The sequence below is a fragment of the Bradyrhizobium sp. LA6.8 genome (assembly GCF_040547935.1).
In the GTDB taxonomy this organism is placed as follows: Bacteria; Pseudomonadota; Alphaproteobacteria; order Rhizobiales; family Xanthobacteraceae; genus Bradyrhizobium; species Bradyrhizobium barranii.
In genome coordinates this window covers 782,197-799,898 of sequence record NZ_JBEPQQ010000002.1, presented here as the reverse complement: position 1 = coordinate 799,898, position 17,702 = coordinate 782,197, and the positions used below count along the sequence as shown (strand labels likewise).

The following is a 17,702-nucleotide window of genomic DNA, read 5'->3' as shown; positions in this document are numbered from 1 at the left end:
GTGCCGACGGCACGCGCGACGACGCGATTCGCGCAGGCGACCGGGCAAACTTTGCCGGCGACACCGCCGCACCGGCAATTTTTTCAAGCTGCCGATGAGCGCGCGCCCGGAAACATCGGGAAATCGAACGAAATGATTTGGCACGCACGTTGCTTGCCCTTCGCGATCGTCTCGAGGGACCGAACATGCAAGTCACGCCAGGAGCTTCAATCTTCGGCTACCAGCCTGCAAAAGCCGGCTCATCGACCGGTGCATCGAAGCCGTCGGTGACCGACAATGGTGGGCCCTCGCAAGCAAGCGAAGATAGCGCATCGGGCGACAGCAGCGTCGTGCAGGAATTCCTGAAATACGCGAAGATGAATCCCTTCGACCGTATGCGGGCCGCCATTCTGAAGAGCATGAATCTCAGCGAGGCCGACCTCGCCAACATGACCCCGGACCAGAAAGCGGCGGTGGAGCAGAAGATCCGGGACGCCATCGAAAAGCAGTTGGAGAAGAAGGGCCAGCAGCCCGGCAGTCTGGTCGACCAGTCCGCGTAACGACCGCGCGTCACCAGTGGAATGTCGCGCCTTTTCCAATCTCGCAATCGAATGCCGTATCCTTGAGAACGGCGTCATTGACGGCATCCAGGATCATCGTGCGCGCTTCGATCCTGCCGTTTGGGTGCACCCTGAACGACAGGAATTCCCTGACCGCCTTGTCCGGTCTCACCGTGAAATGGGTCGTCGCGAAAGCGATCGTCCCGTCAGGCTGGATCATGTATCCGTCAAACCGCATGCTCGCCTTGACCGGAGGTCCCGCCGCGCCCGTGCCGCGAACTTGACAGGCTGAAAGGTCGACGAGCATGCGAAATTCCTTGCCATCGACGATCGCCTTGTTCAGCGCCGCATAGTCGGCGTTTCCGGGTTCGTCCGCGATCGCGGGGTGCGTCCAGAAGCTTGCCACGATCGCCAGAGCGGCGGCGCAGCTGCGCAGATCATTCGACAAATGCAGCTCCCGGGGTTGGCGGCTCTAGCCGGCTCCCGACTCGAACTTCACCGCCTCATGATTGGTGATGACCTCTCGCACGACCAGGGCATGCAGCTTCCGGGTAAAATCCAGATCGAGCCCGCTCTGTGCGGCGAGCATGCGAAGCCGCTTCAATTGCGCCGCTTCACGTCTGGGATCCCGGGACTCCAGTCCATGTCTGGCCTTGAGCTTTCCGATCGCATCCGTGCAGCGAAAGCGTTCTGCGAGCAGGTGCACCATCGCTGCATCCAGATTGTCGATGCTGCGGCGCAGCCTAGCGAGATCGCCGGCAAACTCCTGGTCATCATACGTCATCGATCGGCACCTCCAGGCAGCGTCGCGGCGGACAACCCGCCCTTCTGCAGAATGAAGCCCGCGATCTCGTCGACACCTTGGCCACTCTTCAGATTGGAGAAGATGAACGGTCGCGCGCCTCGCATCCGCCGCGCGTCCGCTTCCATGATCTCCAGATTTGCGCCCACCATGGGAGCCAGGTCGATCTTGTTGATGACCAGCAAATCGGATCGCATGATCCCCGGCCCTCCCTTGCGCGGGATCTTCTCTCCTGCGGCGACGTCGATCACGTAGACGGTCAGGTCCGCAAGCTCCGGGCTGAAGGTGGCGGCGAGATTGTCGCCACCCGACTCGACGAAGCAAAGCTCCGCGTCCGGAAACTTCAGGTTCATGTCGTGGATCGCCGCCAGGTTCATCGAGGCGTCCTCCCGTATGGCCGTATGCGGACAGCCACCCGTCTCCACCCCCATGATGCGCTCTGCCGCCAATGCCTGCGCACGGGTCAGGATGAGCTGATCCTCCTTGGTGTAGATGTCGTTGGTGATGACGTAGATCTCGTAGAAATCGCGCAGGTGCTTGCATAACGCCTCGACCAGCGCCGTCTTTCCGGAACCGACCGGACCGCCGATGCCGACGCGCAGCGGCCCGTTGGTTGCCGCAATGCCGGGTGTGCGGAGAGAACTGCTCTCGCGTTCAATCGTCTTCATGACCGAAACAACCTCGTATATTGGAGCTCGTGTGCGATGGACGCGAGCTCGACCATCAGGCCCGCCGAACCGAGATCCTCGACCGTCTCACGGCTTGCGATTTCACTGCGCGACAGGATCGGCAGCTCGAGCGCCGCGATGGCAAGCTGACCATCGGTCTGACCGAGCGGCACCAATCGCACGCCCGCGCTCACCAGATTGGCGATGTAGCTGTGCAGGAATGCCGGCAGCGCGATGTCGACGGCAATCCGTTCGCGCGCCGCTCGCGCTCCGAGCAGGACAGCCAGCACCGGCGGACATTTCGGGTCGGAGAACATGTCCAGAATTCGATCCGGCCAGACACTGCGAAGGGTCGTAAGGCACGCGGACGATTGCTGTGCGGATTCGAGCACGAATTCGGATGTGCCGCGGGAAGCGGCGGCGAGTTCGGCCAGCTCCGGGAGCTGGTCCTCGGCGCCCTCGGCCACGCATCGGTGGGCTTCGCTGAAGAAGATGGCTTCGTTTCGGCCGGAGCCATAGCAAAGGTCGGCCTCGAGCCAATCGACCAGGCTGCGCCGATCGGAGACATAGCCGGCCTCCACGGCCCACTCCAGTCCGTGCGAGTAGCTGTAGGCCCCGTTCGGGAACGACGGCGAGAGCCAGCTCTGCAGCCTCAGGAACGCCAGCGCCGTATGTCCATAAGTCTGTTCTGTCATCGCACCACCATGCCGGCAACGCGTCAGTACATGAGATAGCGCTGCGCCATCGGGACCACATTCACCGGCGGACACGTGAGCAGCCGTCCGTCGGCCCGCACCTCGTAGGTTTCGGCATCGACCTCCATGCGGGGCAGCGCGTCGTTGAGGATCATGGAATGCTTGCCGATCGATCGCGTGTTCGAGACCGGCAGGAGCTGCTTTGCCAGGCCCAATTGCCTCGTCGTTTCGAGCGAGGCCTGACTGACGAAGGTCACCGAATTTCTGCCGGGAGAACGGCCGAAGGCCCCGAACATCGGCCGGTAATATTCCGGCTGAGGCGTCGGTATCGACGCATTGGGGTCGCCCATGATCGCGGCGACGATCATGCCGGATTTCAGGACCATGTCGGGTTTGATGCCGAAGAACGCCGGATCCCATACGACGATGTCCGCGAGCTTCCCGACCTCGACCGAACCGACATGGCGTGACATTCCCTGCACGATGGCCGGATTGATCGTGTATTTCGCGACGTAGCGCCGCGCCCTGAAATTGTCGTTCTGCCCGGTCTCCTCCGGCAACCGCCCGAACTGCTTCTTCATCTTGTCGGCGGTCTGCCACGTCCGCGTGATCACCTCGCCGACGCGCCCCATCGCCTGGCTATCCGACGACACGATCGAGAACGCGCCGAGGTCGTGCAGGATGTCCTCGGCGGCGATCGTCTCCTTTCGGATGCGGCTCTCCGCGAAGGCGACATCCTCCGGAATGCGGCGGTCCAGATGGTGGGTCACCATCAGCATGTCGAGTGCTTCGTCGAGCGTGTTCGCAGTGTAGGGGCGCGTGGGATTTGTCGAGGCCGGAATGACGTTGCTCTCGCCGCAGACCTTGATGATATCAGGCGCATGCCCGCCGCCGGCCCCTTCCGTATGGGCCGCATGGATCGTCCTGCCCTTGAACGCGGCGATCGTGCGCTCGACGAACCCGCCTTCGTTCAGGGAATCGGTGTGGATCATGACCTGCACGTCCATGTCGTCGGCGACAGAGAGACAGCAGTCGATCGATGCGGGCGTTGCGCCCCAGTCTTCGTGCAGCTTCAGGCCGCACGCGCCGGCTTCGATCTGCTCGACCAGGCCCGCGGGTAGGCTCGCATTGCCTTTGCCGAAAATGCCGAAGTTCATCGGGAACCCATCCAGCGCCTCGAGCATCCGATGGATGTGCCATGGCCCCGGCGTGCAGGTGGTCGCCGTCGTCCCAGCGGCGGGTCCGGTGCCGCCACCCATCATGGTCGTGACGCCCGAGAAAAGCGCCTCGTCGATCTGCTGGGGGCAGATGAAATGAATGTGCGTATCCATTCCGCCGGCGGTGATGATCTTGCCCTCGCCCGCGATGATTTCCGTCCCCGGCCCAATGATGATCGAGACACCCGGCTGAATGTCGGGGTTGCCCGCCTTGCCGATGGCGGCAATGAGCCCGTCCCTGATCGCGATGTCGGCCTTGACGATTCCCCAGTGATCGAGGATCAGCGCGTTGGTAATGACCGTATCGACCGCCCCCTGCGCGCGCGTGAGCTGCGATTGTCCCATGCCGTCGCGAATGACCTTGCCGCCGCCGAACTTGACCTCCTCGCCATAGATCGTGAGGTCCCTCTCGGGCTCGATGAACAGGTCGGTATCCGCCAGGCGCACCCTGTCGCCGACCGTGGGGCCGAACATCTGCGCGTAGGCCGCGCGGCTCATCGTGTGGGACATGTCTTCCTCACCTTATTCGTTGGCGCCGGACGCATCGGTCGCCGATTCCAGAGGTCCCATCACGCCGCCGCTGAAGCCGTAGATGCGCCGCGCTCCGGCAAACGGAATCAATGAGACCTCGCGCGACTGACCCGGCTCGAACCGCACGGCCGTCCCGGCCGGGATATCGAGGCGGCAGCCACGGGCAAGGGATCGATCGAACACGAGTGCGGCGTTCACTTCGGCGAAGTGATAATGGCTGCCCACCTGGACCGGCCGGTCGCCGGTGTTGGCGACCGCAATCGATGGTCCGGTCCTGTCCCCGTTCAGGACGATGTCGCCGCCGGCCGGAATGACCTCCCCGGGAATCATGCCACGCCTCCAAGCAGCAGCAGCCCGACAAGCCCGGCGCAAACGCCCGCCGCGCGAAGCAAGCTTCTTCTGGCCGCGTGTCCTCCCCAGAGCCCGATGACCATGCCGGTCAGGAGAAGAGCGGCGGTCGCCGTCGTGAAGCCGATCACGTAGGGAACAAGCATCGCGGCGGCTTCAGTTCCGTGGGCGTGACCATGGAAGAACGCGAACAGGCCGACAGCCGCCGCGCCCAGCATGACGGGCATCCTGAATTCGAACGCGACGAACGCTCCCAGCGCCACCACCGAGAGGCTGATCGCTGCCTCCACAAAGCCCATCTGAAGTCCTGCGCTTGCCGCGGCGAAGCCGCCCAGCATCGCGATCAGAAAGGTCAGCGGCCACACGGCTCTCGCGGATCCGCCCACGAGCGCGCTCCACGTTCCCACCAAGGTGATCGCAATCAGATGATCCGCGCCGCTGAACGGATGGACGAGACCGGCGTCGAACGAACTGCCCGCACCCGGAATGGGATGAGCGAAGGCCGGCGCCGCAAGCAGACTCAACGCGGCGACGCAAATCGGGATGATGCGCATCATCAGCTCCTATCGGATCGGGTTGTGCACCGGGACAAGCTTGGTCCCGTCCGGAAACGTTGCCTCCACCTGGATCTCGCGGATCATTTCCGGGATGCCCTCCATGACCTGGTCGCGGCGCAGCAGCCGGCCGCCTTCGGACATCAGATCCGCGACCGATCGTCCGTCGCGGGCGCCTTCCATGATGGCATCCGAAATCAATGCGATGCTTTCGGGATAATTCAGCTTGACGCCTCGCGCGAGCCGGCCGCGCGCAACGATCGCGGCGAGGGCGATCATCAGCTTGTCTCGTTCCCGTGGCGTCAGATTCAAGATGCTCCTCCCACTTGGCCGCGCTGCTAACAGGACCACATCTTCGGCACTCCGAAGGGACCGGATCCGAGTTCATGGTCGAGTTGATCGAGGAAGCGGCGCAGACCTCGCCTGAGATCCACGCTTGCAATCGCGGCGATCCGGACCACAATGATCGCGCCCACGATCGTGACGCCGCACGCGCATTCCAGCGAAGCACCGATCTCGCGCAATCTCTCGAGCCGGGCCTCGAGACCCGGACCGAAATAGATCATTGTCGCGATCGCCTTCCAGTTCGAGAGCAGCGCCGTCTTCCGAAGCTGCAGGAGCGCCTGGTCGGAGGCGAGGAAGCCATCCGCCCATACCAGACGGCCGTCGACCCTGACGCGCCAACTGTCCAGGATATGTCCGGCAAGAACCTCCTCGCCGCTCTCGATGCGGCCAAGAACCAGCCACTCAAGGGCAATCAATTCGGAGCCCGAGCACACATCGATCTCGGTGTGCCGCGCGATGCGCGCCTGGTTGAAGACGATCGTCTCTTGTGGAAGCCACGCAAGCCGGGCATTTCCCTCCGCCCTTAACCGCGTCCGGATTCGGGCAGGCCGATCCAGCGCCCGATAGACCTTCTCCGCGGCCTGCGTGGTCACCGCGACCGACGCATTGCCTTGAGCGACCACCTCGATCCTGATCTCGTCGCCACCTGCGACACCGCCCGAGGTATTGATGAGGACCGCCTCCTTGCGCCGACGATCGTCGACATTCGGGAAGGCAACGGCCATCGGAAACTTCTGATAGACGTCGATGATCTCCGTGCCGTTTGCGGCGCCGGAGAACACCACGCGAGCTTCCCCGACAGCGCGCTGCAGATCGAATTTTTCCGTGGCGCTCTGCCCTTCTCCCGGATGGCCGGGATGAGCCGCGGATGTCCCGCGAGAGCGCTCGTGAATTGCTTCAAACATCCGTCTCGGGGCTCATGATTGACCGTGTGTGTCTCGCATATCGGCGAGGGAGAGGCCGGGCGTGGAACGGCAATGCCGACCACGCCCGGACCTCATGTCGTGAAACCGGGATCAGAAACCCGCAAGACCCTGGGAGCCGTTGTACGGGATCTTGACGCTGCCGATCTCCTTCAGCGAACCGTCCGGCTGGGTGCTGTAGCTGACCAGCTTCGAGGCGTTGCCGTAGATCTGATAGAGATAGGCGCCGTCCGGCGAGATCCAGCTATCGCTGGGACCGCTCGTCACGGTTCCGTTCAATCCCCTCGCGGTGCCGTCGCCGGGGACCTTCGGACACGCCGGATCGCACGCAATCTCAAGGCCGCTACCATTGATGCGGTAGCTGCTGATGTTGCTGTAGCCGAAGTTCGTTGCGTAGATCGTGCGATCATCGGGCGCGATGGCCAGCCAGCACAGCTCGGACGGCAGGCCCGCGCTGGTGTCGATCTTGACGAGCGGTCCGATCTCGATCGATCCGTTCTTCTCGATGGTGCAGATGGAGCATCCGTCACCGACGGCATAGCCGATCACGAACGTATTCGGACGCTGATTCAGGAACGCGATGTAGAACGGAGAACCGCCCTTCGCATCGTAGAACCTGGCCGTGCCGAGCGAGCCGTCCTTTTGCAGGGCGAACACGGCAAGGCCGTCCGGATCCGGTGCATTCGACGCGATCGAGTGCAACGCGCCGCCGGCGCGCTGGACCCAGAGAATCGGCGAGCCGTCGGGATACAGGCCGGTGAGCGCGATCGGCTCATCGAAAGTGGTGCCGACAAGCACAAGCTCCTCGTTGGGCGAGACCACGACCATGGTGGAGACACGATTCCGCTTGCTGTACGTGTTCACCGTGTATCGCTCGGGCCGCGTCTTGAGCATGCCTTCGGCATCGACCGACATCAGCCGAAGGTGATCCGGTCCGAACGCGTGCAGCACGAAGAGGGTGCGCGTCGACGGAGCGAAAGCCAGCGATTTGGCCGTGCCGCTCCTGCCCTCGACCGGGTTGCCGGTCGACTTCACGTCGAGCAGCGTGAGACGACCGTCGCTCTCCAGGCGGAAGCTCGAAACGGAATTGTCTCCGCCATTGGTCGCAAACAAAAAGCGCCGATCGGATGTAATGATGACGCTTCCTGCACCCTCGTAAGAGTTGGGCGCGCTGTCCTGGCCGCTGATCGGCTTGAATTCACCGGAGCCGGCGCCGCCCGTCTTGATACGCGCGACCTCGGCCAGCTTGCCGTCCGCCTGCCGCGTGTAGTGAATAATGGCGTTATCGATCTCATTGGTCTGGATATAGAGATGGCCAGTCTGCCCCTTCGACATTCCCATCTCGCTCGTCGTCGCCTCTTTAGCCATCTCTCGCTCCTTTGATGATTGGCTTTGGTAAATCGAATGACTTTCGGTGACCTGCACCATCGCTATGGCTTCAGCGGAGGGTATCCATCGACGTAAACCCAGTCGGACGTCCGCACGGGCACATGGCACGCCTGGCATTGGGCCCTGTAATTCGTCGTCGTCGTTTTCGAGCGATCGCCCGCGTCGAACCAGGACCATCCCCAGCCGTCGCCCCACAACGCGCTCTCCGGGTGACGGTTCGCGGAGTCCTTCACCATGACGAACCACCCCTTCAAAGCATCGGCGCGGCTGACGGTACCGGTCGTCATTTCAGAGGTCGCCGCCTTGAACACCTCCTTGACCAGCACCGCTCCGTCCGGGAAGCGCTTGTCCTTCCGATAGGCGTCGATCACTCCGGGCGAGGCGTACACGACGTGAAGCTCCTTCGAGCCGTGAGTGTCGTCTGCCGCAATCGCCCAGCTTCCGAGGATTTGATAGGTCGTACGATAATCATCGGGCACGTGCAGATGCCCGTCGCGGTCGGCAACGCTCGCACCGATCGAAACGCCATCCGCCGCGTTCGCCCGCAACTGTGACTGCCTGACCGCGGACGCGATCCCGAGGATCACGACGACGGCGACACAAGCGGCTTTGAGGATTTTCATGCCGACCTTCCGCCGATCACGCGGTCACCGCGCGTCCTTGTTGTCCAGCAGCGGATAGAACTGGGTCCAGACCTCGTCCTTCTTGGCGTTGGCGATATGGCAGTAGGCGCACTCGTCCTTCGACTTCACCTTGGCCATCGACGCCTTCGGTTCGTGGTGATTGAAGTTGAAATAGCCCCACCCGTTGGTGTCGGCGAAGCGCTTCGAGTCCTTGACGGTCACGTCGGCGCCGTTCCACTTGCCCGGGAAGTAACCACGCCCCGACGCTTCCGTTCGCGAGCCGTCGGCATTCTCCTGCGGCAACGTCAGCTGCAGCTCCTTGAACAGGATCGTCCCCTCGGGGAATTCGCCGGTCTTCTTGTAGATCGCGTACGAGCCCGGCTCGATATAGACGTTGTGGAATTCCGGGAAGTTCGCCTGTCCGCCGTTGAGGGCATTTGGCGTCAGCGGCGATCCGACATAGACCCACTCGTGGAAATTCTTCGGCAGGAGCAACTGCCCGTCCGCGGTGTATTCCGGCAGATAGCGCGTATTGCTCTGGGCATTGCTATCCTTGAGCGATCCGAAGAACAGGATCGTTGCGACCGCACTGCCTACGATGACCGCCGCTGCTGCCTGGACTCTCACGCGCATTGTCTTCTCCCGCGACTGCGGCCGAACGCGCGAGGCGCCGGCACGATTGACCTGTCGAAAGATGACTTAGCCAGTCGCGGAAGATCCTGCGCGCTGGGGATTGCTTCCGCTTTGGCCATCTTGATGCATTCTGTGCCGAACCTGCGATCGGTGAAGAGGTTGACGCTGCGGACGCAAGACGCGCGGCCCCAATCGGCGCCGCGATCGCGGCGCGGACGGCCATGGAAACGACCGAGAGGGTGCAAGGTCAGCGGGTGAGGTCTGAAAGCGGGGCTGCTCTCAGGGGGCGCTCGCGGCAGATCCGGTAATTGTCCTGCCAGGGGCGAAGCCGCTCGAAGGCCGCGCTCGCGGCCAGCACGTCGAAGTCGGCGTTTCGCCGACCTATGATTTGCATCCCGACCGGAAGACCGTCGGACAGACCCGCCGGAATCGAGGCTGCCGGATGGCCCGTAAAGTTGACGAAGTAGGTCAGGCCCCATCCGATCAGAGGATCTATCTCGACACCATTGATCGACTTCGGTCCAACCGTGTTGCCGTCGCTGGCGTTGTCGACCGGCGGGCACGCGACGGTCGGCGTGACCAACAGATCGAATCTTTCAAGGACGTTCTGGAAGGCATCGTAAACCTCCGACCGGACGGCCTGGTCGCGGAAGAAATCGAGCCCCGACATGCGATTGGTCTTCTCGACCCAATCCATGTATTCAGGCGGAAAGTCGTCGCGATGCTTGCCGAACAGATCGATGCCGTCGCGCTTCATGGTCTCGATCGCCTGCAGGTTCAGAAGCATGTAGAGACGCGACCAGACGTCGCTCAGCTCCCGTTGCGAGCGGACGATGCCGAGCTTCACTTCCTCCACGTGAGCGCCGGCTTCCTCGAACGCCTGTACCGCACGGCGGACCGTCGCCGCGACCTTTCCGTCGACCGGAAAGACGTCCAGATCCGGACTATAGGCAATCTTGAGGCCCCGGATCGAACGACGGGTCGCCGCAGTGAAGTCGACAGGCGGCTCGATCAGGCTGAAGGGATCTCGCGGATCAGGGCCGGCAAGTACGTTCAGCGCAATGGCGGCATCTTCGACCGTCCGTGTGATCGGCCCTTCGAACAGGAACGGAGAGTCGGCCACGCCGAACGCGTTGGGACGCACGAGGAACGGCACGCGTCCGAACGACGCCTTGTAGCCATAGACCCCACACCAGGCGGAAGGGATTCGTATCGAGCCGCCGGCATCCGTACCTTCTGCAATGGGTAGCAGTCCATCGGCGACCGCCGCGGCGCTTCCTCCGGATGAGCCGCCCGTGTTCTTGGCAAGATTGAACGGGTTGCGCGTGGGACCAAACAGGTAGTTGTCGCAGGTGCCCCGGAATCCCATGAGAGGGCTGTTGGTCTTGCCGAGGAACACGGCACCCCCACGCTTCTCCATGCGCTCGCAGAACACGCAGTAACCGTTCACGACGTGGTGCTTGAGCGCGCGGATGCCGCCCAGGCTCGCAGGCCAGCCCGGCTTGAAGTCGAACAGATCCTTGAGCGCCGACGGAATGCCGTGGAGTGGGCCCCACGACTCGCCTGCGACCAATGCGCGCTCGGCCTCTTTCGCCCTCGTGCGGGCGCCGTCGAAATCGAGATAAACCAGCGCATTCAGGCTCGGGTTGCGCGCTTCGATGCGCCGGATGAACGCATCGACCACGTCAACCGGCGACAGATCACGTCGCCGGATGCGAGCTGCCAGTTCGTGCGCGGTGAGGTAAGCGAGTTCGTCGGAATGCAAGGACCGGCTCACGCTCGACATCGTCTCCTCCTTCTGAACCACTTCAGGACGAAGCCGCATTTGACATTGAAACAGTTCTTGCCTGCGCAGCCGTGATTGCTTCGTCTTTCGCAATCTTGATGCATTCACCGCGACGGCCATCGACAAGGCATCGCTCAGGGTTCATGTGCGCTGACGTGGGCTGCAGGTTAAGCCGACGCCCGTTGGGACATCCTGCGCGTCACTGCACAAGGGCACGCTTCCATGGACCGACCTCCCGTTTCTCGCGGCTTCAAATCCAAGCGACAGACACCCGAAGGCGCCCGGCTGCCACCGGGTCAGTATCTGACGACCGACTTCCCGGTGCTGTCCGCCGGACCCACGCCGGAGATCCGTGTCGTCGACTGGAAGATTGCGCTTCAACTCGGCGGATCGTTGCTGGGGAAATGGACCTGGGACGAATTCGAGGCACTGCCCCAGACCACGATCACGGTCGACATTCACTGCGTCACCAAATGGACCAAGCTCAGCACAGTCTGGCAGGGCGTCAGCTTCGACGATCTTCTCAAGGTGGTCGGGCTGAGCGAGCCGCCGGACGCCTATGTCATGGCGCATTGCGACGGCGGATACACCACGAACCTTCCGGTGGCCGACCTGGTCGCGGGAAAGGCGATGATCGCGACCCGCTATGAGGGTCTGCCGCTCGCCCCGGCGCACGGCGGCCCCGCGCGACTTCTGGTGCCGCATCTCTACTTCTGGAAGAGCGCAAAGTGGCTGCGAAGGCTCCGCTTCATGCCCAAGGACGAGCCCGGGTTCTGGGAATCGCGTGGTTATCACAACTATGGCGATCCCTGGCGGGAGCAACGTTATGACGGCGACTGATGCGCCTCTGCAGCAGCCCAGGATCGCGTGGCAGACCGGTCGCGTGCACGCCATCTTGGCTGAAACAAGCCGGGTGAAGAGCATCATCCTGCAGCCGGCCAACTGGTCCGGGCACTGGCCCGGCCAGCACGTCGACATCCGTCTCACGGCCGATGACGGCTATCAGGCCGAACGAAGCTACTCGATCGCGTCGCCTCCGGAAGAGAAACTGCTCACTCTCACCGTGGAACGGGTCGAGGACGGTGAGGTGTCCTCCTATCTCCTCGACGATTTGCGGGTTGGCGACGCTCTCGAATTTCGTGGACCCATTGGGCGGCATTTCATCTGGAGCCAAACGCGCGGTGGGCCGATTTGCCTGGTCGCGGGTGGCACCGGGATTACGCCTTTGATGGCCATGTTGCGCCACCGCAGGACGTCGCTCGCACCCATACCGGCATCATTGATCTATTCGGCACGCAGCCTTGCCGACATCGTGTACCGCGATGAACTCGATATGATGGCTCACGGCGATCGTGACCTGCGCCTGGTCTATGCGCTCACCCGCGAGCATCCGAGCGACTGGAACGGACATCGGGGACGGGTCAACGAGGCGCTGCTCGCAGAGAACAGCTTTACGCGCGAGGAGAATCCCACATTCTTCATTTGCGGTCCCACCGGGTTTGTCGAAGGCATCGCGAGCATGCTCGTGAAGCTCGGCTTCGACCCTCTCGCCATAAGAACCGAACGTTTCGGGCCAACAGGAGCATGATCGCCATGGCAGACAACATCGCCGACCTCATTCTTGGCGGTGATCCCGGCACACACTTGCTTCAGGAAGCCTTTGCCTTTGACATCACCCTGACGAAGATCCGGTGCGCGGCATGCAACACCGTGTCCTGCCTTGGCTCTCTCGCCGTCGACGGCGGGCCGCTGGAGGCGCTCGTCAAATGCGCCGATTGCGGAAGCGATCTGATGAAGGCGACGCGCACTCAGAGGGGATGTGTCCTTGAAATGCACGGTGCCCGGCACCTGTACTTCTGAATGCCGCACCCGATCGCCCGCCAAGCCCCGAAATCAAAGACCCGCCATGCACGGTGAAGACATCCACCTCGCTGAAATCGAGCGCCAGATTGCCGCCACGGCGGCGAAGCTTCGTGAGCTGATTGAACAATCCGCCTCACATCTCGCCGCGATGAGCGAAGAGCTTGTCGGCCAGCGAATTGACGATCAGGCCGCACGGCTCGAGATTCTGATCAGGCGCCGCGACGAGCTCCTCAGAGCCAGATCCGGCGAAGACTGAAAGGGCCGGCCGGTCGGAGCATATCGGGAAGCGTCAGCCGTGAAATTTCAACCCGTCGACGATCTTGTCGATCACCTTGCGCTCGGCGCGCATGGAAATCCCAACCAGATTCAGGTCTGTGCGGGAAACCGCCTTCACGACTTCGCGGTTGGCGGCGTCGTGAGCGGTCCTGAACATGTCCTCGGTATAGAGCCCCGGCGTCACTCCGCGCGTCAGTGCGCGATCGAGCGCGCGTGATAGCGCCGCGCGGTCGGCACCATAGATCAGGATGGGCTGGCCGATCAACGGCAGATATTTCGTCCCGGAGCCGTCTTCGTAGGGGTCGCCGATGCAGGCCGGGAAAGCCGCCGCGATCCCGCCGGCGAGGAAAGAGGCCACGTTCAGCTTCTGCCACGGCTCAAGGTCGGTGCGGACCACGACCGCGATCTTGGTGTCAAACTGCATGACGGTTTTGTCGCTATTCCTCAGCGCTCGCGAAGAGCGAAAGAGCCCTTACTCCATGCTTGCGCGCATCGAACGCTTTTGCAAGTGGGCCACTTACGCGGACGCCCTTCGGGTGCAAACCGATTATATCGACTTCACCTCGCCGCCGTCCATCCGCAATGCCGAGCCGGTCATCCAGCGCGCGCCGGGCGATACGAGGAACGCCATCAACTCGGCAATCTCTTCCGGCTCGCCGTAACGCGCGATCCCGGCGTCCTTGGGAAACTTGGCCGTAGCTTCCTCGACGGTCATGTTGTGCAGGGGTGCCCAGTGCTCGAGGTAGGAGCGGCGGCGGCCCGTCATCACCGGCCCCGGCAGGACGCTGTTGACCTGGACGCCATCGCTGATTCCCTTGTCGGAGAACGCCTTTGCCAAAGCGACGATTGCAGCGTTGATGGTGCCGACCGCGGCATAGGGCGCCTTGGGGAAGGAGGCCGAGTTTCCCGACATCAACACCACCGCCCCCTTCGCGGCCATGAGCGACGGCCAGGCGGCGATCGTGAGCCGCCTGGCGCCATGCAGCTTCAACGCCAGTCCGGCGTCCCACTGTGCCTCCGTCGTCTCGAACAGATCGACCTGAGGTACCGCGCCTGCGATATTGAGCAGGGCATCGATCCGGCCGAACGCCGCCAAGGTCTGGTCGACGACGGATTGAGCGGCACGAGGTTCGGCCAGATCGGCATCGATCACCAGCACCCCGGCGCCGGCGGCCCGGACCGCCCTTGCGGTGTCCTCGAGATTGGCGCGGTTTCGCGCGACCAGGGCAAGCGCCGAGAAATCGCGCGCCAGGCGCACCGCAGTCGCCCGGCCGATTCCCTGGCTCGCCCCCGTCACGATGGCGACTGATTTCGACATATGAACCCTCCCCAATACCAAGCTTGTAAATATCAGTCGCGAACGACGACCATCTTTCCGACCGCCTCGTTCGCCTCCATGACGCGATGCGCCTCGCGAATCTCGTCGAAGCGAAAGATCCGGGCCGGCTTGACGTCCAGCCGGCCGGCCGCGGCGTCGGCGGCGATTTCCCGCAGCGGCACGTCGGCGAGCGGGAACCCGGGCGTGCCGAACACGAAGCTGCCGAAGAAGGTCAGGTAGACGCCGCTCGGCATCTGCAGCAGCGGGTTGAAATCCGGAATCGGATCAAGCCCGCCGAGCCAGCCGGCGAGACAAGAGCGGCCGCCGCGGCGAAGCATGGCGAGGGAGTCGAGCACGACGCTGTTGCCGACGAGGTCCAGGACTGCGTCGACCTGCTTCGCCTCGGGCAGATGGCTTGAGAGATCGCGCCGTTCAATTTCGCACCGCGCGGCTCCGAGCTTCTCCAGCATGGCAAAGCGCTCCCGGCTGCGCGTCGTCGCAATGACCCGCGCGCCGGCATTGACCGCAAGCTTGAGTGCGGCCTGACCGAACGAGGACGTCGCTCCGCGAATGACGAGAAGCTGACCTTCCTCGAGATCGAGATTTCGGAAGAGACAGGTCCATGCCGTCGCGAAGGTTTCGGGTATCGCTGCAAGCTCGGCCCAGGGCAAATCCGCATCGATCGATGCGACATTCGACACCGGCGCACGCGTGTATTCGGCGTAGCTGCCGTTGATGGTCCGGCCGAGACCGCCCATCAATGCGGCCACCTTGGCGCCTACCGGAAATTCGCCGCCCGGGCACGACTTCACGAGACCGACGCATTCGATACCGCTGATCGGCGCCGCTTCGGCCCATTCGCCCCGGCGCATGTGCATTTCCGCATGATTGATGCCGAATCCCTTGACCTCGATGACGGCATGACCAGGCTGCGGCTCCGGCTCCGGAACATCCCGATAGACGAGGCTGTCCAAACCACCGAATTTTTCAAGAACGATGGCGCGCATGATGGCTCTCCTGACGTTTTTCGCGGCGAGGGAAGCGGCGGTTACCCATTCGAATTCGGCCGGGCAAGAAAATCGCCGATCGCCGCGGCGATCTCCTGCGCATGAGTCTCGAGCGCAAAGTGCCCCGTGTCGAAGAAGCGCACGTCCGCACCCGGCATGTCGCGCTGAAACGCCTTCGCGCCCGCCGGCAGGAAAAAGGGATCGTTCTTGCCCCAGACCGCAAGGAAGGGCGGCTTGTGCTTGCGGAAGTAGGCCTGGAATTCCGGATACATGGCGACGTTGGTCCTGTAGTCGCCGAAAAGATCGAGCTGGACCTCGTCCGCGCCAGGGCGCTCGAGATAATGGTTGTCGAGCGTGTATCCGTCGGGGGAGATCAGGGAGGCGTCAGGCACCCCGTGGGTGTATTGCCAGACCGTCGTCTCCGGCGAAAGGAACGATCGTAGCACCGCCCGATTCGCTTGCGATGCATCTTGCCAGTAAGCCCGGATCGGGCTCCAGCCTTCGCTCAATCCCTCCTCATAGGCATTGCCATTCTGCGAGATGATGGAAACGATGCGTTCGGGATGTCGAAGGGCCACCCGAAAGCCCGTCGGCGCGCCATAGTCGAAGACGTAGAGCGAGAAGCGAGGAAGTCCGATGACTTCCGTGAACCGTTCGATCACCTGCGCCAACGCAGCGAACGTATAGGCAAAGCTCTCCCGCGCCGGCATGTCGGACTGGCCGAACCCGGGCAAATCCGGCGCCACCAGTCGGAAGCGATCCGAGAGCGCCGGGATCAACTCGCGGAACATGTGGCCAGCGGTCGGAAATCCGTGCAGCAGCAGCAAGGCGGGCGCGTCAGCCCGTCCAGCCTCCCGGTAAAATACGTTCAGTCCGTCCACGTCCGCCTTGCGGTATCGAATGCTCGTCATCTGCAGTCCCTCCCTCGACACCTGTTGCGCCCGGTGAAATCGATGTTCCGATGGCAGCCGATCCGAGGCGGTCTCACCTGGACATTCGTGACTCGGGACGATCCGGTTACAGACTCCCCGGGGATTTCTGCCCGTACGAGACGGCCTGTCGCCTGCTCTGCCCGATCTATCGCCCCTCGGATCTACTCATTCGAACTCCCTGCGATAGTCCGTAGGAGTCCAACCCGTCGCTTTGCGAAAGGCGGAGCTGAAGGAGCTCGTTTGCGCATAGCCCAGGCTGAGTGCGATGTCCGTAATCGATACCGCGCGATCCGCCAGCCGCAGCTTGGCGAACTCCATGCGTCGCTGCACCTGATACTGGTAGGCCGGGATTCCGAACGACCTCTTGAATGCACGGCAGAAGTGGTGAACGCTGAGCCTGGCGAGTTCGGCGAGCTTCAGGAGGCAGACCTGTTCTCCCAGATGCCCCTCGACGTACTCGACCACGACACGCTTCTGCCAGCCTGCGAGACCTCCACGACTGACCGCTGCCGGCTCGCGAACAAGATCGTGATCGGACCTGGACAGCTCGTGGGCGAGCACGCCGCAGAGCGCCTCGAGATAGGGCGCGCAATTCGTCTCGGCGCTCTCGATCGCCTTCTTCAATTTTGAGGCGGTCTCCCAGACCAGCGGATCCTCGAAGTATATTCTCGGCGCGAGCCCGGCCGCGCCGCCGTCGGACTTGTGAAGCGCGGCGGGATCGAAATAGAGGAAGGTCACCTGCGCCGACGAGGCAGTCTCATGCCATTCCCGATAAGCGCGTCCCGCCGGGACAAAGGTCAGCCTGTGCTCGGAGCCTCGCAGCTTCGACGAGCAGAGGCCATCGATGGAGGTCTCACCGCTTTTCCGCGCTCCCTCGTTGTACAACGCCAGGAGATGTCTCGATCCCTGAAAGCGAAATTCGATCCTGTTGCCGACCGGCAGGTGAACGCTCTCCGAAAACCACCAACGCCAGCCGATCCCAAGGCGCTTCACCGGCTCGGAGGGCGTTATGCTGACCGTCGGATGAAGCGCCGCGTCGGACGGCCTGGACGACAGCGTCTCATCCACCGGCCGGATTGGCGAAGCGGAGACCGCCGTCCTTGGCGTGCTCTCACTCGAATTTGATACGTACATCCCCATCGTCGTCGCCCTGTTCTGTGCTCCGGATGGCCGCGTCCAATCGTCAACGAATTTCTGCACGGAGGAGATGCCCTGATCGCCTGGATACGGGCGTTGAAGCCGCAAGCTGCACG

General features: G+C 63.0%; 23 protein-coding genes. 5 read left to right on the top strand and 18 right to left on the bottom strand.

Annotated elements, in window-relative coordinates; all coding sequences use genetic code 11:
* The first annotated feature begins 185 nt into the window (after positions 1–185).
* On the top strand, positions 186–539 hold the full coding sequence (locus ABIA90_RS10875) for a hypothetical protein (protein ID WP_354118812.1): 354 nt from the start codon (positions 186–188) through the stop codon (positions 537–539).
* A 10-nt stretch (positions 540–549) separates the two neighbouring features.
* On the opposite strand, the gene ABIA90_RS10870 is transcribed toward ABIA90_RS10875, so the two are convergent.
* The 13 genes from ABIA90_RS10870 to ABIA90_RS10810 form a co-directional block, all read right to left on the bottom strand.
* Positions 550–987: a VirK family protein gene (locus tag ABIA90_RS10870; RefSeq protein WP_354118811.1), complete on the bottom strand. Its 438-nt coding sequence runs from the start codon at positions 985–987 to the stop codon at positions 550–552.
* Between the two features lie 24 nt (positions 988–1,011).
* Complete coding sequence (locus ABIA90_RS10865; protein ID WP_354118810.1) at positions 1,012–1,323, bottom strand: chorismate mutase; 312 nt, start codon at positions 1,321–1,323, stop codon at positions 1,012–1,014.
* Positions 1,320–2,009, bottom strand: coding sequence for an urease accessory protein UreG (gene ureG / locus ABIA90_RS10860; RefSeq protein WP_354118809.1), 690 nt, complete (start codon positions 2,007–2,009; stop codon positions 1,320–1,322). Before ureG ends, ABIA90_RS10865 begins: the two co-directional genes overlap by 4 nt.
* Positions 2,006–2,590 (bottom strand): urease accessory protein UreF, encoded by a 585-nt coding sequence (locus ABIA90_RS10855; protein WP_354118808.1) that lies wholly within the window; start codon positions 2,588–2,590, stop codon positions 2,006–2,008. The genes ureG and ABIA90_RS10855 overlap by 4 nt, the downstream gene beginning before the upstream one ends.
* A 137-nt stretch (positions 2,591–2,727) precedes the next feature.
* On the bottom strand, positions 2,728–4,431 hold the full coding sequence (gene ureC, locus ABIA90_RS10850) for an urease subunit alpha (RefSeq protein ID WP_354118807.1): 1,704 nt from the start codon (positions 4,429–4,431) through the stop codon (positions 2,728–2,730).
* Positions 4,432–4,443: 12 nt separating this feature from the next.
* Positions 4,444–4,782: an urease subunit beta gene (locus ABIA90_RS10845; protein WP_354118806.1), complete on the bottom strand. Its 339-nt coding sequence runs from the start codon at positions 4,780–4,782 to the stop codon at positions 4,444–4,446.
* A complete protein-coding gene (locus ABIA90_RS10840; protein WP_354118805.1) occupies positions 4,779–5,357 on the bottom strand; it encodes a HupE/UreJ family protein in 579 nt (192 codons plus the stop codon). The genes ABIA90_RS10845 and ABIA90_RS10840 overlap by 4 nt, the downstream gene beginning before the upstream one ends.
* A 6-nt stretch (positions 5,358–5,363) precedes the next feature.
* Positions 5,364–5,666 (bottom strand): urease subunit gamma, encoded by a 303-nt coding sequence (locus ABIA90_RS10835; RefSeq protein ID WP_028148889.1) that lies wholly within the window; start codon positions 5,664–5,666, stop codon positions 5,364–5,366.
* A 26-nt stretch (positions 5,667–5,692) separates the two neighbouring features.
* Positions 5,693–6,604, bottom strand: coding sequence for an urease accessory protein UreD (locus ABIA90_RS10830; RefSeq protein WP_354118804.1), 912 nt, complete (start codon positions 6,602–6,604; stop codon positions 5,693–5,695).
* Positions 6,605–6,715: 111 nt separating this feature from the next.
* Positions 6,716–7,990 carry a beta-propeller fold lactonase family protein gene (locus tag ABIA90_RS10825; protein ID WP_354118803.1) on the bottom strand — a complete coding sequence of 425 codons (1,275 nt, stop codon included), beginning with the start codon at positions 7,988–7,990 and terminating at the stop codon, positions 6,716–6,718.
* A gap of 62 nt (positions 7,991–8,052) precedes the next feature.
* A complete protein-coding gene (locus ABIA90_RS10820; RefSeq protein ID WP_354118802.1) occupies positions 8,053–8,634 on the bottom strand; it encodes a cytochrome P460 family protein in 582 nt (193 codons plus the stop codon).
* A gap of 24 nt (positions 8,635–8,658) precedes the next feature.
* The gene (locus ABIA90_RS10815; RefSeq protein ID WP_166078235.1) at positions 8,659–9,267 is read right to left on the bottom strand and encodes a cytochrome P460 family protein; all 609 of its coding nucleotides are present in this window, start codon (positions 9,265–9,267) and stop codon (positions 8,659–8,661) included.
* 247 nt (positions 9,268–9,514) lie between these two features.
* The gene (locus ABIA90_RS10810; RefSeq protein WP_354118801.1) at positions 9,515–11,053 is read right to left on the bottom strand and encodes an amidase; all 1,539 of its coding nucleotides are present in this window, start codon (positions 11,051–11,053) and stop codon (positions 9,515–9,517) included.
* Positions 11,054–11,275: 222 nt separating this feature from the next.
* Here ABIA90_RS10810 and ABIA90_RS10805 point away from each other — a divergent pair, with 222 nt between their 5' ends.
* From ABIA90_RS10805 to ABIA90_RS10790, 4 genes are read left to right on the top strand one after another with little or no spacing between them, the layout of a single operon-like run.
* Positions 11,276–11,893 carry a sulfite oxidase-like oxidoreductase gene (locus tag ABIA90_RS10805; RefSeq protein ID WP_354118800.1) on the top strand — a complete coding sequence of 206 codons (618 nt, stop codon included), beginning with the start codon at positions 11,276–11,278 and terminating at the stop codon, positions 11,891–11,893.
* Entirely contained in the window at positions 11,880–12,641 is a 762-nt protein-coding gene (locus ABIA90_RS10800; RefSeq protein WP_354118799.1) for a ferredoxin reductase, read from the top strand. The genes ABIA90_RS10805 and ABIA90_RS10800 overlap by 14 nt, the downstream gene beginning before the upstream one ends.
* Before the next feature lie 5 nt (positions 12,642–12,646).
* Positions 12,647–12,913 carry a DUF6510 family protein gene (locus tag ABIA90_RS10795; RefSeq protein ID WP_224517587.1) on the top strand — a complete coding sequence of 89 codons (267 nt, stop codon included), beginning with the start codon at positions 12,647–12,649 and terminating at the stop codon, positions 12,911–12,913.
* 46 nt (positions 12,914–12,959) lie between these two features.
* The gene (locus ABIA90_RS10790) at positions 12,960–13,172 is read left to right on the top strand and encodes a hypothetical protein (RefSeq protein WP_085403506.1); all 213 of its coding nucleotides are present in this window, start codon (positions 12,960–12,962) and stop codon (positions 13,170–13,172) included.
* 33 nt (positions 13,173–13,205) lie between these two features.
* On the opposite strand, the gene ABIA90_RS10785 is transcribed toward ABIA90_RS10790, so the two are convergent.
* The 5 genes from ABIA90_RS10785 to ABIA90_RS10765 form a co-directional block, all read right to left on the bottom strand.
* Positions 13,206–13,616, bottom strand: a complete 411-nt coding sequence (locus ABIA90_RS10785; protein WP_247316165.1) for a DUF2000 family protein — start codon at positions 13,614–13,616, stop codon at positions 13,206–13,208.
* Positions 13,617–13,739: 123 nt separating this feature from the next.
* On the bottom strand, positions 13,740–14,510 hold the full coding sequence (locus tag ABIA90_RS10780; protein WP_354118798.1) for an SDR family oxidoreductase: 771 nt from the start codon (positions 14,508–14,510) through the stop codon (positions 13,740–13,742).
* A 32-nt stretch (positions 14,511–14,542) separates the two neighbouring features.
* Positions 14,543–15,517 carry a zinc-binding alcohol dehydrogenase family protein gene (locus tag ABIA90_RS10775; RefSeq protein ID WP_354118797.1) on the bottom strand — a complete coding sequence of 325 codons (975 nt, stop codon included), beginning with the start codon at positions 15,515–15,517 and terminating at the stop codon, positions 14,543–14,545.
* 41 nt (positions 15,518–15,558) lie between these two features.
* Positions 15,559–16,428 carry an alpha/beta fold hydrolase gene (locus ABIA90_RS10770; RefSeq protein WP_354118796.1) on the bottom strand — a complete coding sequence of 290 codons (870 nt, stop codon included), beginning with the start codon at positions 16,426–16,428 and terminating at the stop codon, positions 15,559–15,561.
* A 186-nt stretch (positions 16,429–16,614) separates the two neighbouring features.
* The gene (locus tag ABIA90_RS10765; RefSeq protein ID WP_354118795.1) at positions 16,615–17,583 is read right to left on the bottom strand and encodes a helix-turn-helix transcriptional regulator; all 969 of its coding nucleotides are present in this window, start codon (positions 17,581–17,583) and stop codon (positions 16,615–16,617) included.
* Positions 17,584–17,702: the final 119 nt, after the last annotated feature.

Bases quoted from the DNA above. Each gene is read 5' to 3' on its own strand.
- ABIA90_RS10875 (WP_354118812.1), top strand. From the start codon at position 186: ATGCAAGTCACGCCAGGAGCTTCAATCTTCGGCTACCAGCCTGCAAAA.
- ABIA90_RS10865 (WP_354118810.1), bottom strand. From the start codon at position 1,323: ATGACGTATGATGACCAGGAGTTTGCCGGCGATCTCGCTAGGCTGCGC.
- ureG (WP_354118809.1), bottom strand. From the start codon at position 2,009: ATGAAGACGATTGAACGCGAGAGCAGTTCTCTCCGCACACCCGGCATT.
- ureC (WP_354118807.1), bottom strand. From the start codon at position 4,431: ATGTCCCACACGATGAGCCGCGCGGCCTACGCGCAGATGTTCGGCCCC.
- ABIA90_RS10845 (WP_354118806.1), bottom strand. From the start codon at position 4,782: ATGATTCCCGGGGAGGTCATTCCGGCCGGCGGCGACATCGTCCTGAAC.
- ABIA90_RS10840 (WP_354118805.1), bottom strand. From the start codon at position 5,357: ATGATGCGCATCATCCCGATTTGCGTCGCCGCGTTGAGTCTGCTTGCG.
- ABIA90_RS10830 (WP_354118804.1), bottom strand. From the start codon at position 6,604: ATGTTTGAAGCAATTCACGAGCGCTCTCGCGGGACATCCGCGGCTCAT.
- ABIA90_RS10825 (WP_354118803.1), bottom strand. From the start codon at position 7,990: ATGGCTAAAGAGGCGACGACGAGCGAGATGGGAATGTCGAAGGGGCAG.
- ABIA90_RS10820 (WP_354118802.1), bottom strand. From the start codon at position 8,634: ATGAAAATCCTCAAAGCCGCTTGTGTCGCCGTCGTCGTGATCCTCGGG.
- ABIA90_RS10815 (WP_166078235.1), bottom strand. From the start codon at position 9,267: ATGCGCGTGAGAGTCCAGGCAGCAGCGGCGGTCATCGTAGGCAGTGCG.
- ABIA90_RS10810 (WP_354118801.1), bottom strand. From the start codon at position 11,053: ATGTCGAGCGTGAGCCGGTCCTTGCATTCCGACGAACTCGCTTACCTC.
- ABIA90_RS10805 (WP_354118800.1), top strand. From the start codon at position 11,276: ATGGACCGACCTCCCGTTTCTCGCGGCTTCAAATCCAAGCGACAGACA.
- ABIA90_RS10800 (WP_354118799.1), top strand. From the start codon at position 11,880: ATGACGGCGACTGATGCGCCTCTGCAGCAGCCCAGGATCGCGTGGCAG.
- ABIA90_RS10795 (WP_224517587.1), top strand. From the start codon at position 12,647: ATGGCAGACAACATCGCCGACCTCATTCTTGGCGGTGATCCCGGCACA.
- ABIA90_RS10790 (WP_085403506.1), top strand. From the start codon at position 12,960: ATGCACGGTGAAGACATCCACCTCGCTGAAATCGAGCGCCAGATTGCC.
- ABIA90_RS10785 (WP_247316165.1), bottom strand. From the start codon at position 13,616: ATGCAGTTTGACACCAAGATCGCGGTCGTGGTCCGCACCGACCTTGAG.
- ABIA90_RS10780 (WP_354118798.1), bottom strand. From the start codon at position 14,510: ATGTCGAAATCAGTCGCCATCGTGACGGGGGCGAGCCAGGGAATCGGC.
- ABIA90_RS10775 (WP_354118797.1), bottom strand. From the start codon at position 15,517: ATGCGCGCCATCGTTCTTGAAAAATTCGGTGGTTTGGACAGCCTCGTC.
- ABIA90_RS10770 (WP_354118796.1), bottom strand. From the start codon at position 16,428: ATGACGAGCATTCGATACCGCAAGGCGGACGTGGACGGACTGAACGTA.
- ABIA90_RS10765 (WP_354118795.1), bottom strand. From the start codon at position 17,583: ATGTACGTATCAAATTCGAGTGAGAGCACGCCAAGGACGGCGGTCTCC.